This is a genomic window from Streptomyces sp. NPDC048172, assembly GCF_043202595.1.
Classification (GTDB): Bacteria; Actinomycetota; Actinomycetes; order Streptomycetales; family Streptomycetaceae; genus Streptomyces.
In genome coordinates this window covers 73,822-86,516 of record NZ_JBIDAT010000008.1, presented here as the reverse complement: position 1 = coordinate 86,516, position 12,695 = coordinate 73,822, and the positions used below count along the sequence as shown (strand labels likewise).

General features: G+C 73.9%; 12 protein-coding genes. 6 read left to right on the top strand and 6 right to left on the bottom strand.

The genetic code is table 11. The annotated features are described in order from the left end of the window. Positions 1-35 precede the first annotated feature (35 nt). Complete coding sequence (locus ACGF3A_RS32270) at positions 36-782, top strand: hypothetical protein (protein WP_393733959.1); 747 nt, start codon at positions 36-38, stop codon at positions 780-782. Between the two features lie 84 nt (positions 783-866). Then, positions 867-2,543, top strand: a complete 1,677-nt coding sequence (locus tag ACGF3A_RS32265) for a carboxylesterase/lipase family protein (protein WP_393733958.1) — start codon at positions 867-869, stop codon at positions 2,541-2,543. Between the two features lie 66 nt (positions 2,544-2,609). On the opposite strand, the gene ACGF3A_RS32260 is transcribed toward ACGF3A_RS32265, so the two are convergent. Beyond that, positions 2,610-3,599, bottom strand: coding sequence for a carbohydrate kinase (locus ACGF3A_RS32260; RefSeq protein WP_393733957.1), 990 nt, complete (start codon positions 3,597-3,599; stop codon positions 2,610-2,612). Positions 3,600-3,717: 118 nt separating this feature from the next. Beyond that, the gene (locus ACGF3A_RS32255) at positions 3,718-4,461 is read right to left on the bottom strand and encodes an esterase/lipase family protein (protein ID WP_393733956.1); all 744 of its coding nucleotides are present in this window, start codon (positions 4,459-4,461) and stop codon (positions 3,718-3,720) included. A 92-nt stretch (positions 4,462-4,553) separates the two neighbouring features. Between ACGF3A_RS32255 and ACGF3A_RS32250 the strand changes: the two genes are divergently transcribed. After that, a complete protein-coding gene (locus tag ACGF3A_RS32250) occupies positions 4,554-6,677 on the top strand; it encodes a HEAT repeat domain-containing protein (protein ID WP_393733955.1) in 2,124 nt (707 codons plus the stop codon). A 16-nt stretch (positions 6,678-6,693) separates the two neighbouring features. On the opposite strand, the gene ACGF3A_RS32245 is transcribed toward ACGF3A_RS32250, so the two are convergent. Continuing rightward, a complete protein-coding gene (locus ACGF3A_RS32245; protein ID WP_393733954.1) occupies positions 6,694-7,341 on the bottom strand; it encodes a dihydrofolate reductase family protein in 648 nt (215 codons plus the stop codon). 76 nt (positions 7,342-7,417) lie between these two features. Continuing rightward, entirely contained in the window at positions 7,418-8,077 is a 660-nt protein-coding gene (locus tag ACGF3A_RS32240; RefSeq protein WP_393733953.1) for a DsbA family protein, read from the bottom strand. A 112-nt stretch (positions 8,078-8,189) separates the two neighbouring features. Between ACGF3A_RS32240 and ACGF3A_RS32235 the strand changes: the two genes are divergently transcribed. Further along, positions 8,190-9,080 (top strand): helix-turn-helix domain-containing protein, encoded by an 891-nt coding sequence (locus tag ACGF3A_RS32235; protein ID WP_393733952.1) that lies wholly within the window; start codon positions 8,190-8,192, stop codon positions 9,078-9,080. Between the two features lie 4 nt (positions 9,081-9,084). Here ACGF3A_RS32235 and ACGF3A_RS32230 read toward each other — a convergent pair whose 3' ends face one another. Then, positions 9,085-9,600, bottom strand: a complete 516-nt coding sequence (locus ACGF3A_RS32230) for a hypothetical protein (protein WP_393733951.1) — start codon at positions 9,598-9,600, stop codon at positions 9,085-9,087. A gap of 153 nt (positions 9,601-9,753) precedes the next feature. On the opposite strand from ACGF3A_RS32230, the gene ACGF3A_RS32225 reads away from it, so the two are divergent. Continuing rightward, a complete protein-coding gene (locus tag ACGF3A_RS32225; RefSeq protein ID WP_393733950.1) occupies positions 9,754-10,398 on the top strand; it encodes an NAD(P)-dependent oxidoreductase in 645 nt (214 codons plus the stop codon). 3 nt (positions 10,399-10,401) lie between these two features. On the opposite strand, the gene ACGF3A_RS32220 is transcribed toward ACGF3A_RS32225, so the two are convergent. Beyond that, complete coding sequence (locus ACGF3A_RS32220) at positions 10,402-10,866, bottom strand: MarR family winged helix-turn-helix transcriptional regulator (RefSeq protein ID WP_393734260.1); 465 nt, start codon at positions 10,864-10,866, stop codon at positions 10,402-10,404. A 131-nt stretch (positions 10,867-10,997) separates the two neighbouring features. Here ACGF3A_RS32220 and ACGF3A_RS32215 point away from each other — a divergent pair, with 131 nt between their 5' ends. Further along, positions 10,998-12,695 (top strand): MFS transporter, encoded by a 1,698-nt coding sequence (locus ACGF3A_RS32215; protein WP_393733948.1) that lies wholly within the window; start codon positions 10,998-11,000, stop codon positions 12,693-12,695.

The following is a 12,695-nucleotide window of genomic DNA, read 5'->3' as shown; positions in this document are numbered from 1 at the left end:
GCACGCGATCACTTTTCCTGATCGACAATGCGCGCATGAGCGTTGAACTCTTCCTCGCCATCAGCTCCGGCGTCGTCGCCCTCGCCAGCGCCGTCCTCAGTTCCCGCTCCAGCCGGGGGCAGGCGCTCCTCTCCGCGCGCCTCCAGGAACAGGCCGAGGCCCGCACCCGCGACGAGGCCCGCGAGGACGTGATGAGCCGGTACCGGGACCCGCTGCTGTGGGCCGCGTTCGACCTCCAGGCCCGCGTCTTCAACTTCGCGCGCGGCCCCGAGGCGTTCCTGACCCTCTTCTACGAGCGCGGCACGCCCCGCGAACGCGAGTACGCCCTCCGCAACACCCTCTTCGTCTTCGCCGAGTACCTGGGCTGGGTGGAGATCCTGCGCCGCCGCGTCCAGTTCCTCGACCTCGGCGACCGCGCGGACAACAGGCGCCTGGTCGAACTGCTCGACGGCATCTCGTCCACGTTCAACTACGGCGGCGCCAGCTTCCGCCTCTTCCGCGGCGAGCAGCGCGCGATCGGCGAGTCCGTCATCACGCCGGGCGAGGGCGACGCCTGCATCGGCTACGCGGAGTTCTCCCGCCGCCTCGACGACGACCCGACGTTCGCCGCCTGGTACGCGGGACTCACCGACTCCCTCCGGGAGTTCGCCGCCCACCCCGTCCCCCACGACCGCCTGCTCCGCCTCCAGCACGCCCTCATCGACCTGATCGACTTCCTCGACCCCCACGTGGAACGCTTCCCCTCCCACATCAGGGACCGCCTCCGGCACGACAACTGGTGACCCACAGGCTTTGATTTTGTATATGGCTTACACTTACATTAGTGTGCGGCATATACAAATGATGGCTGTCAGGGGGAGCACGACATGGAACTGCTGCATCGACACCGCGCGCCGGGCCGGCGCACCCTACGGCTCGGCACCGTCGGCGGCGTGGTGACGCTGCTGACCGCGGCGTTGCTCTCGACGGGCTCGACCGTCGGCGCGGGGGCGGCCGACGCGCCGTCACCGGAGCGCGGCGCCCACGGCCCCGCCGCCTCCACCGTGGTGCGGACCGATGACGGCGCCGTCCGCGGCAGGGCCGAATCGACGGCCAGGGTCTTCCAGGGGATTCCGTACGCCGCGCCGCCGGTGGGCGACCTGCGCTGGGCCTCGCCGCGACGGGCCAAGCCGTGGCAGGGAGTACGGGACGCCACCAAGCCCGGCAACCGCTGCGCCCAGGCCCCCGGCGTGATCGACGAGCCCAGCACGACGGAGGACTGCCTGTTCCTCAACGTCACCACGCCGCGCGCCACCGGGAAACGCAAACTGCCGGTGATGGTGTGGCTGCACGGCAACGGGTTCATCAGCGGCGCCGCCAGCCTGTACGGCGCACAGCGGCTGGCCGACAAGGGCGACGTGATCGTGGTCAGCCCGAACTACCGGCTCGGGATCTTCGGGTTCCTGTCCCATCCGGCACTCGACCACGGCAAGGCCCGGAACCTGTCCGGGAACTTCGGTCTTGAGGACCAGCAGGCCGCACTGCGCTGGGTGCAGCGCAACGCCAAGGCGTTCGGCGGTGACCCCGGCAACGTCACGATCTTCGGCGAGTCCGCGGGCGGGACCAGCGTCTGCTCCCAACTCGCCGCGCCGACATCGGCGGGACTGTTCCACCGGGCGATCGTGCAGAGCGCGCAGTGCACCGGCAGGAAGTGGTCGCCGGGGCCTCCGACCTGGTTCCCGCTGCCCCGCGCCGACCGTCAGAAGAACGGTCTCGACGTGGCGGCCAAGGCCGGCTGCGCCAAGCCGGAGACCGCGGCGGCCTGCCTGCGCGCCAAGCCCGCCGGGAAACTGGCCAAGTTGTCCGACGTCGGCGTCGGGTCAGGTCCCACCGTCGGCGGGGGCTTCCTGCCGCGCAGCCCGGAGCGCGCCTTCGCGACCGGCCGCTTCAACCGCGTCCCGGTCATGCAGGGCACCACGCGGGACGAACACCACCTGTTCACCGCGGCGATCGAGACCGCCACCGGAAAGGTCACCACTCCGGACAGCTACCGCGAGCAGCTCGCCGCGCTGTTCGACCCGGCCGACCTGCGGCGCGTGCTGGCCCGGTATCCGGTCGCCAAGTACCACTCCGCGGGCGAGGCGCTGTCGACGGTCGTGACCGACTGGGCCTGGGGATGCCCCGCCCAGGGCCGGGACCGCGCGCTCGCCGCGCACACTCCGGTCTACTCCTACGAGTTCGCGGACGGGACGGCGCCGTGGTTCAGCGCCCTGCCCAAGCCCAACTTCCCCACCGGCGCGTTCCACGGAGCCGAACTGGAGTACCTGTTCGAGGATGAGCAACTCCCCGGCCCGCAGACGCCTGCCCAGCGGCAGCTCTCCACCACCATGATCAGCTACTGGGCCCGGTTCGCCGCCACCGGAAACCCCAACGGCGGCGAACAGCCCCGCTGGAAGCCCTTCCAGGGCGACGGTTGGGTGCAGTCACTCGCCACCACCACCATCGGCCGGACCGACCGCGGCGCGGAACACCAGTGCGCCTTCTGGAAGACCATCGGTTCGTGACCCGCCGAGCCCCTGGCCTCGACTGACCAGAGGACGGGGCAGGGCAGGACAGGGCAGGACACGGTCTCAGCCGACGTCGACGCCGGGTTTCGCACCGGCGTCGGCGTCGGCGTCCGCTGCCAGGTCCGCCGCCCACGGCGGGTTCGCGCCGCGCACGGCGACGACCGCGGACGCGACGCGCGCGCCGAACTCCAGGGCCTCCCCCACCTGTTCAACGTCGAGCGCGGAGAGGCGGCCGCCGAGCGCGCCGTCCGCGTGCAGCGCGTGCAGGAAACCGGCCATGAACGAGTCGCCCGCGCCGACCGTGTCCACGACGTCCGTGTGCGGCGCCTCGACGCGGCGGAGCTCGCCGTCGAGCGAGGCCAGCACGCCCTTCGCGCCCAGCGTGATCACGACGAGCCGGGTCCCCGCGGCGTGGAAGACGTCCACGGCCCGCTCGGGCTCGGCACCCGGGACGAGGTGCTCCAGGTCGTCGTCGGAGAGCCGCATGATGTCGGCCGCCGCGCACCAGCGGGGCAGGGCCGCGCGGTAGACGGCCGGATCGACCAGCAGCGGGCGGACGTTGGGGTCGAGCGAGACCGTGGCCCACGGCCGTACGAGCGTGAGGAGCCGCTCGATCGCCTCGCCGCCCGGCGGCCGTACGAGCGCGAGGGAGCCGGTGTGCAGACAGGCGAGCGGCGCCTTCACCGCGCTGACCAGCTCGTCCGTCGTCCACTGCCAGTCCGCCGTGCCCTGGGCGTGGAACGAGAAGTCGGCGCGGCCCTCGTCGTCCAGGTCGGCGATGGCGAGCGTGCTCGACTCGGCCGCGTCGACGCAGCCGCTCAGGTCGACGTCGGAGGCGGCGAGGTGCTCGCGGAAGAGGCGGCCGAAGAGGTCGGCGGAGAGCCGCCCGACGAAGCGGGTCGGCGTGCCCAGGCGGCCCAGCGCCACGGCCGTGTTGGCGGGCCCGCCGCCGGGGAAGACCTCCAGCCCGAGCGGCGCCTCGCCGCCCCGCGTCGTGAACGCGTCGGCCACGCACTCACCGAGCACGGCGATGGGGGCACTGCTCTGACTCATCCGGCGGGCCTCTTCTCCCCTGGTGCGTACGGTCCGCTGCCGAGTATCGCTCACCACGCCGGGGCGGCCGAGTCCGATCCCCGCCCGTACGCGCCCGGGCCGGGTCCGTCCCCGTGGCTCAGCGCCCCGCGAGGAAGTCGCGCACCGCGCGGTAGACCTGCCGGTCGCCGATCAGCTCGACGTGGCCGAGTGCCTGCGGAACGGCGTGGTTGGTGGCGCCCTGGAGCGGGGTGCTGTCGGCGGGGACGATGTCGTCGGCCTCCGAGCGCCAGGTGGCGTAGCGGACGGGGCCCGGGGTCTCGTCGCCCGCGTTGAGCTTCTGGAGGAACTCGGAGTCCTCGCCCATCTGGCAGGCGTCCGTGTCCGTGCGGGGCCCGCAGTCGGCGGTGAGCGGGGTGTCCATGCCCTGGTTCGGGCCCGCGATCCCCGCGAACGCGCGTACGTGCGCGGTGCCGCCCAGCTTCTTCAGGTAGTGCCGCGCGGAGAGGTTGCCCATCGAGAACGCCACGAGGTCGGCCTTGTCCGCGCCCGTGTCCGCGAGCGCCTTCCGTACGGCACGGGCGATGACGCGGGCGTTCTCGTCGTTGGGCCGCCCGGCCGTGAGATCGACGGCGACGACGCGCTTCTCCTCGTACCCGTCCCGGACGAACCAGCGCCGGAACGCGTCCCAGTCGGCGGGACTCCCGCCCAGTCCGTGCACGAGCACCACGGGGTCGGGGTTCCCCCGCGGTTCGGCGGGGGACGTCTTGGGGCTCGCCTCCCGCCCGTTCCCCTGGCCGGGTTTCCCGTCCGCGCACCCGGCAAGCGACGGCGTCAGCACCAGCAGTCCCGTCAGTATCACCGCGCCCCAGAGTCGCCGCACACCGCCTCCTCGCCCCCGCAACCGTCACCGGACAGGACCGCCGTCCCTGCAGTATGCGCGTACGGGCGTACGTGCGGCATAGAGTGCGGCACGTGCTGACAGGGATAGACGACGTCGACTGGGCGTCCATGAACCATGCCTACGGCGACGCGTCGGACGTACCGGAGCTGCTGCGCGGACTGGCCTCGGACGACCCCGACGAGCGGGAGGGCGCGCTCGACGGGATGTACGGCGCGGTCCACCACCAGGGCGACGTCTACGACTGCACGGTCGCCAGCCTCCCCTTCCTCTTCGCGCTCCTCCTCGAACCGACGGTCCCCGACCGGGGCACGATCCTGGAACTGCTGTGCAGCGTCGCGGGCGAGACCGAGCCGGACCCCGACGAGATCTGGACCGACTTCGAGGACGAGGAGGAGCACGCCGCCTGGGTCGCCAACTACGTGACGGCCTCCGCCACCGTCCGCGGCCGCTCCGCCGAGCTCTTCCCGCTGCTCGACGACCCGGACCCGGAGCTGCGCGCCGTCGTGCCGGGCGCGCTCGTCCAGCTGCACGCGGACGGCGCGCGGGTGCTGGAGGCGCTGCGGGGACGGCTGGACGCCGAGCCCGACGCCGACGCGGTCCGCGCCCTGGTCACAGCCCTCGCCGAACTGGCCGTACGGCACGGCGGGGACGGCGCGGAGACGGCCGGGGACGCGGATACGGCCGAGGGCGCGGCGGACTGCCTCGTCCGCGTCGCGCACCAGGCGCGGCCCCGCCCCGAGCTGCTGCTCGCGGCGCTGACCGGGCTCGCCCGGTGCGCGCCCGCGCTGCTGCCGCCGCGCGCCGTGGAGTGGGTACGGGAGGCGATGCGCGAGGCCCGCGAGGCGCCGTCCCCCGTGCCGGAGCCCGGGGAGGACCGGCCGCGCACCGGCACGCCGACGACGATGGTGGCGTATCTGCGGGAGCTGCACGCGGAGCACCGCGCCGCGCTCGACGCCGACGAGGCGATCGAGCTGCTCCAGCGCCTGCACACGGCGCTCGCCGACCGTACGGACGCGCGACTGGAGCTGCTGGTCGACCAGTTGCGCAGTCCGTCGCGGGGACAGCGCCGTGCGGCGCTCGGCCAGGCGGGCCTGCTGCTGTCGGGCTGGCGGCTGCCCAGCGACGAGGCCATCGAGCTGATAGCCCGTCAGCTGACGGGCGGGGACGCGCGCGTGGCGTGCGAGGCGCTGCGCGAGCTGACCTTCCTGCACCCGCTGGCGCACGGCGTCGCGGACGTGATCGCCGCCTCGCTGGCCACGTACCGCCACGCCGTCGAGGGCGACGGGGACGGGCGCCACGAGCGCGCCGTGGAGGCGCTGGCTGCGCAGGGTGATCCACGCGCCGTCCCGGGGCTGACGAGGCTGCTGGAGGACGAGCCGCCCTCGCTGGACCTGAACGTGAGCGTACGCGCGGTCGCCGCGCACTCCGCGCCGCTGGGCCCGGTCATCCTGACCCGCCTCTCCCGCCTGCGCTCCGGGGCCCACCGGCGGCGTGCCCTGTTCCTCGACGCGCTGGCGGTGCCCGCGCCGCCGGAGGGCCTGCCACTGGCTGCGCGGTACGCGTCCAGCGCCGACGCCGGGACCCGCCACGCCGCGTTCCGCCTCCTCGCGCGGTACGGCCGGGAGGCGGCGCCGCACGCCGACACCGTACGGGCCCGGGTGACCGCCGAGGAGTCCCCGCACCGCGGCATGCAGGCCGCCGAGGCCCTCTGGCAGATCACCGGCGAGGCCGACCTAGACCTCGACCGCGACCTCGTGCTGACCGCCGTGACGCGGATGCTGCGCGCGGAACGGCCGAACGACCGCGCCCAGGGCATCGAGACGGCGGGCCGACTCGGCCGCCACGCCGCCCCGTTGACGCCCCTCCTCCGCGAGCGGCTGGCCGACGACAACCACCGGACCACGGCGGCGCTCGCCCTCTGGCGGATCGAGGGCGACGCGGAGGAGACGGCGGGCCTCCTCGTCGAGCAGTGGTCCCGTACGCCGTACCGGCTCCCGGCGATCGCCGCCTGCCTCGCGGGACTCGGCCCCGCGGCGGCGGCGGCCATCCCCCTCGCCCGCGCCGAACTGGCCCGCACCCGCCGCCACGGCAACAACGACGCCGCCACGCCCAACATCCGCTACCACGTCGACCAGGACGAGGCGCTGCGCGCCGACTGCCGCCGCATCCTCGCCGCCGCCGCTCAGGCCACCTGAGGGGTCGGTCGAGGGGTCACTTGCGCCAGAAGAGGTGGTGGGTCACTCCGCTGGAGCTCGGGACGACGTCGAGGTGGAAGCGGTCGCGGAGCTCGTCCGGGGACTCCCAGAGGCGCACGCCGCCGCCCAGTTCGACGTCGTCCACGACCGCCACGTGCAGGGCGTCCACGAGGTCCGCCTCCAGGAAGGCACGGATGACCGTGGCGCCGCCGCCGAGCCGTACGTCCTTGCCCTGCGCCGCCTCCTTCGCCTGCTTGAGGACGGTCGCCGGGTCGGCGTCCACGAAGTGGAACGTGGTGTCGGAGAGCGAGAACGAGGGCCGGACGTGGTGGGTCAGCACGAACACGGGCGTGTGGAACGGCGGCTCGTCGCCCCACCAGCCCTGCCACTCGTGGTCCTCCCAGGCCCCGCGCTGGGGGCTGAACTTGTTGCGCCCCATGATCTCGGCGCCGATGTTCTGCTGGTAGTCGCGCGTGAAGTAGTCGTCCAGGCCCCGGCTGCCGCCCGGATCGGTCCGGTTGGGCCAGTGCGCCGTGGCACCGGCCCAGGACATCATCGTGGCGGGGTCGGCATGACCGAACGGACGCTCCAGGCTCTGGCCCTCGCCGGCGGCGTAACCGTCACGCGAGACGGCGAAGTTCTGGACGCGCAGAAGCTGGCTCATGGGATTCCTCGCTCGTGCTGCTCAGTAGGTGCTGTTCAGTGAGTGTCGAGGGAGAGACCTGCGGCGTCGGCAGAACTCATCGCTCCGTCGAAGACATTTTCGATCCCCGCAGCGCGGCGAGCAACGCCTCCTCCGGCTGCTCCTCCGCCAGGACCGTCGAGGCCGTGCCGTCGCCGAAGCGGAAGACCGGGCCCGTCTCGCTGCCGAGGGCGCGGGTGCGGCCGAGTTCGGCGCGCAGCGCGTCCGTGCCCGCGTCACTGCCGCCGTCGCCGTCGGTCACGACTCCCGCCTCCTCCGCCAGGCGGGCCAGGACGGCGGGGTCGGAGAGGTGGAGTCCGTCGGTGAAGTACGCGCGGAAGAGGCGCTCGGTCATCGCGACCCCGCGCCCCTGTGCGACGGCGCGGGCGCGGAGGCGGTGCGCGGCCCACGTACTGGTGAAGAGCGCCCGGTCGAAGCGGAAGCGGAGGCCGTCGGCAGCGCCGAGGGTGGTGTCGGCGCGTATCGCCCGCGCGATCTCCTCGCCCCTGTCCCGCCGGTGGACCTCGAAGAGCGGCTCCGGTTCGGCCGGGGTGCCGGGCCGGATCTGGAAGGGGCGCAGCACGAGGCGGACGGCGCCGCCCTCGTCCTCGTAACGGCGGACGGCGCGGACGAGACGGGTGAAGCCGATGTACGAGCGGGCGCACACGAAATCGTGGACCAGCTCGACACGGCGTACGGGGCCGGAGGTGTTCGTCATGCCTCCAGCCTCGGTACCGGGGCACGGGCGAGGGAGTACCGGGCCCTTCCTGGGAACGCCGGTACCCCTCTCGCCCCTCCGCGCCCGGGCCCGCCGGGCCGATACTGGCCGGATGAGCACCGACCCCGCTGCCCAGGACCCCGGCACGGACCGCCGTGCGCTCAGCCGTGCGCTGCGCGGGTGGCGGGACCGGGTCGCGCCCGGGGACGTGGGGCTGCCGGTGGGGCGGACTCGGCGTGCGCCGGGGCTGCGGCGCGAGGAGCTGGCCGGGCTCGCGGGCGTCTCCGTGGACTATGTGATCCGGCTCGAACAGGGCCGCGCCTCCTCGCCGTCGGCGCAGGTGCTGACCGCGCTCGCCCGCGCGCTGCGGCTGACGCCCGAGGAGCGCGACCATCTGTTCCTGCTGGCGGGCCAGGCCCCGCCCCCGCCCCGGCAGGTCTGCGCGCACCTCACCCCCGGCGTCCTGCGGCTGCTCGACCAGCTGGACGCCACGCCGGTGGGAGTGCACGACGCGAGCTGGACCCTCGTCGCGTGGAACCCGCTCTACGCGGCGCTGATGGGCGACCCGTCCGCGCACGAAGGCCGCGAACGGAACGTCCTGTGGCGGCACTTCACCGGCCGGGCCGCGCCCGCCCGTGTCACGCACCACACGCCCGGGCAGACGGCCCGTTTCGAGGCGGCGATGACCGCCGATCTGCGGGCCGCCACCGCCCGCTATCCGGCGGACGCCGGTCTCCGCGCACTGGTCCGCGACCTCCGTACGGCCAGCGCCCGGTTCGCCGAGCTCTGGGACGCGCACGAGGTCGGCGCGCACACGGCCGACGCGAAGACCGTGCACCATCCGCGGGTCGGCCCGCTGGAGCTGAGCTGCGACGTGCTCACGGCGCCCGGCACCGATGTGCGGCTCGTGCTCTACACCCCGGTCCCCGGCACGGGCGCGGCCGACAAGCTACGCCTGCTCGGCGTCCTCGGTACGCAGGCCATGACCCCGGAGTCGGCCTGAACCGTCAGCTTTCCGGCCCCTCCGCGTCCTCCTGCCGACGGCTCGCGCCGATGCTCGTGCCCGGCTTGCGCGGCGTGCGGTGGCCGCTGACGGCCGCCCACACGACGCCCACCGCGGTGATGGCGAGCCCGGCGGCGGTCATGACGTTGGCGTAGGAGACCTCGCGGAGCACGTCCGGGTCCACACGGGTGCCGTCCAGCAGACCGTCGTGGATCACGTGCGAGGCACCGATCCCGGCGAGCGCGGCGCCGAGGACGACCGGCACCAGGAAACCGTCCCGCGCGCGCAGCCACAGCACGGCGACGGCGCCGAGCCCCAGCGCGGCGAGCAGGCTCGGCAGGGACGCCAGCTCGTCGGGCTCCACGGCGATGATGATCTTCGAGTCGACCCAGGCACCGGCGGCGATCGCCACGCACCCGGCGACGAGCAGGAGCACGCACCGCCACAGCGCTCCCCAGGCCGACCTGCGTTCCTCCAGGTCGTACGCGAGCGGTGAGCCGGAAGCGGCGGGTGAGGTCACCGGCTCATCATGGCGCACGCGGCCCCGGGCGTCACCAGCCCCCTGCTCCGGCCGACCCCTTGACCGCTACGCCCGCGTTTGCCCTTCTTCGCGCGGTTCATACGGTGGAAAGCGACGCCCCTCCCCGGCGCCACTCCCCCAGGAAGGCCCGCCATGAAGATCGTCCTGCTCGGTGCCACCGGCATGGTCGGCAGCCGTATCGCCGTCGAAGCGCTCTCCCGGGAGCACGAGGTCACGGCCATCACCCGTTCGGGCCTGGCGCCCGAGGACGGAAATCCGCGGCTGACGGCGGTGGCCGCCGACGCCTCGGACCCGGAGCGGATCGCCGAACTGGCCGCCGGGCACGACGTCGTGACCTCCGCGCTCGCGCCGCCCCGCGACGGCAGCGATCCGCGCGAGCCGTTCACCGCGCTCTACGACGGCATCCTGCGCGGCGTACGGCAGTCCGGGGTGCGCCGCATCGTGATCGTCGGCGGCGCGGGCAGCCTGCTCGTCGGGCCCGGCAAGATGCTGCTGGACACCCCCGAATTCCCCGCCGCCTACAAGGGCGAGGCGCTGGCCCACCACGACCTGCTGACGAAGCTGCGCGACGTCGACTACCTCGACTGGACGTACGTCTCCCCCGCCCCCGAGATCACCCCCGGCGTCCGCACCGGCGCCTACCGGATCGGCGGCGAACGCCTGCTGACCGGCGACGACGGCACCAGCTCCATCAGCGCGGAGGACTACGCGATCGCGTTCGTCGACGAACTGGAGAGCGCGGAGCACCCGAACGAACGCATCTCCGTCGTGCACTGACCCCTACGACGACGGGCCGCCCCCCGGTCCGCCCTCCCGGTACTCGTCCGCGAGCAGCGCGCCCATCGTGCCGCGCAGATCGTCGAGGAACTCCTCGAAGCCCCGCAGCCGCTCGGGGTCGTGGCGGGCCACCACCTCCGTCAGCCGCGCGCTGTAGAGACCGAAGAACTCCACGGCGCGCGGCCTGATCTCCGGGCTGCTGCGCAGCGTGACGATGCGGCGGTCGGCCTGCTCGCGGGTGCGGACGACGTGCCCGGCCCGTTCCAGCCGGTTGAGCAGCGCGGTCGTCGCGCCGGACGAGAGCGAGACGCGCTCGGCGAGCCGGGCCGGGGAGAGCGGGGCGCCCTTGTCCTCGGCGTAGAGGATCTCGGCGAGCGCGGCGGCGTCGGTGGCGTGCAGCCCGAGCCAGACCGCGAACCGCCGGGTGAACTCCGTGTAGTTGGCGCCGAAGGCGCGCAGCCCGTCCATGAGCCGGTCGCGCTGCTCCTCCGCCTCCACGTTCTCTCTCACCGCGCTCCGTCCTCTCCACTCGGGGTTTGACAATCTATCGCGGCCATGGAGTACCTTCACCATGAAGTTACTCACTCGTGGAGGTATTCATGGCCCGCTTGTGGTGCGGCCTCGTGGCGGTCTCGCTGGGCGTCGCGCTGATCGTCGTGGACCTGACGATCGTCAATGTGCTGCTGGCGCCGGTGATCGAGGACCTCGGGATCGACTCGACCGAGGCGCAGTGGGTCCAGGAGTCCTACGCGATCGTCTTCGCCGCGCTCCTCCTGCTCGCCGGACGGCTCTCCGACCTGTACGGCGCCCGGCGCGTCTTCCTGCTCGGCCTCGCCGTCTTCGGCGTGACGAGCCTGGGCGCCGCGCTCGCGCCCGACGGCGGGACGCTGATCCTCGCGCGCTTCGTCCAGGGCGTGGGCGGGGCGATGATCCTGCCGTCCTCGCTGGCGCTGGTGAACGCGTCGTTCACGGGACGGGCACGCGGCCAGGCGTTCGCCGTCTGGGGCTCGACGATCGGCGCGGCGGCGGCCGTCGGACCGCTGCTCGGCGGCTGGCTCGCGGACTTCTCCTGGCGCTGGGCGTTCGCCCTCAACATCCCCGCCGTCGCACTGATCGCCGTCGCCGCGCGCGCCTGCCTGCACGCCTCGCCCCGCACCCGCGGCCGGGTGGACGTCCGCAGCGCGGCGCTCTCCGCCGCCGGGCTCGGGCTGCTCTCCTTCGCGCTGGTCGAGGGGCGTACGTACGGCTGGCTGGCGTCCGTCGAGCCGCTGAGCGTGGGCGGCGTGACCTGGGACGGCGGGCCCTCGCCCGTACTCGTCGCGCTCCTCCTCGCGGCGGCGGTCCTGGCCACCTTCTGGCGCCGTCAGTCCGCGCTCCGGCGGCGCGGGGCCGAGCCGCTGATGGACGTGGGGCTCTTCGCGATCCCCTCGTTCCGGAACGGGAACGCGGTCACGCTGATCGTGGGGCTCGGCGAGTTCGGGATCGTGGCCGTACTGCCGCTCTGGCTGCAGTTCACGCTCGGCTACAGCGCGTTCGAGGCGGGGCTCGCGCTCGTGGCGCTCGCCGTGGGCAGCTTCTGCGCGAGCGGCGCCGGGTTCGCGATGGCCGCCACGGTGCCGCCGCTGGGGCAGGTGCGGCTCGGGCTGGTGCTGGAGGCCGCGGGGCTGACCGTGCTCGGCCTGTGCGCGGCGACGGACAGCGCCTGGTGGCCGGTCGCGGGGGCGCTCTTCGTCTACGGCGTCGGCGTGGGCTTCGCGACGGCACAGGTCACCAACGTCGTCCTCGCCGAGGTCCCCGGCGAGCGCGCCGGGCAGGGCTCGGGCATCCAGAGCGCGTCCCGCGAACTCGGCTCGGCGCTCGGCATCGCCGTCCTCACCACCCTCTTCTTCAGCACCCTCGGCACCTCCCTGCGCGACCGCCTCACCGATACGGGCACGCCGGAGGCGGAGGCCGCACACCTCAGCGGCGCGGTGACGGACAGCGCCGGGGCGGCGATCCCCTCGCTCGCCGAGGGCCCCGGCGGCGCCCGCGCGGCGGACGCGGCACGCGAGGCGATGACCACCGGACTGGAGGCCGCCAGCTGCGTCTGCGCCGGACTCCTGCTCCTCGCCCTGGCCGCCACCTGGTCCCTCACGCCGCGCACGGAGAAGAAGGCTGGGCAGGGGCTGCCCCGCGCCCCTGAGGCCTCAGGGGCGCGGGGAACTGCGCGAGCAACCACCCACCACCCGCGGTCTGCGACACAGCAGGCGGGGCAGCCCCTGCCCAGCCCCGAGACGGGGGCGCCGGACACGGCCTAG

What these genes read in the sequence shown, in the direction of transcription:
- ACGF3A_RS32265 (WP_393733958.1), top strand. Translation starts at nt 867, where the DNA reads ATGGAACTGCTGCATCGACACCGCGCGCCGGGCCGGCGCACCCTACGG.
- ACGF3A_RS32235 (WP_393733952.1), top strand. Translation starts at nt 8,190, where the DNA reads ATGAGCACCGACCCCGCTGCCCAGGACCCCGGCACGGACCGCCGTGCG.
- ACGF3A_RS32260 (WP_393733957.1), bottom strand. Translation starts at nt 3,599, where the DNA reads ATGAGTCAGAGCAGTGCCCCCATCGCCGTGCTCGGTGAGTGCGTGGCC.
- ACGF3A_RS32245 (WP_393733954.1), bottom strand. Translation starts at nt 7,341, where the DNA reads ATGAGCCAGCTTCTGCGCGTCCAGAACTTCGCCGTCTCGCGTGACGGT.
- ACGF3A_RS32215 (WP_393733948.1), top strand. Translation starts at nt 10,998, where the DNA reads ATGGCCCGCTTGTGGTGCGGCCTCGTGGCGGTCTCGCTGGGCGTCGCG.
- ACGF3A_RS32225 (WP_393733950.1), top strand. Translation starts at nt 9,754, where the DNA reads ATGAAGATCGTCCTGCTCGGTGCCACCGGCATGGTCGGCAGCCGTATC.
- ACGF3A_RS32270 (WP_393733959.1), top strand. Translation starts at nt 36, where the DNA reads ATGAGCGTTGAACTCTTCCTCGCCATCAGCTCCGGCGTCGTCGCCCTC.
- ACGF3A_RS32240 (WP_393733953.1), bottom strand. Translation starts at nt 8,077, where the DNA reads ATGACGAACACCTCCGGCCCCGTACGCCGTGTCGAGCTGGTCCACGAT.
- ACGF3A_RS32220 (WP_393734260.1), bottom strand. Translation starts at nt 10,866, where the DNA reads ATGGACGGGCTGCGCGCCTTCGGCGCCAACTACACGGAGTTCACCCGG.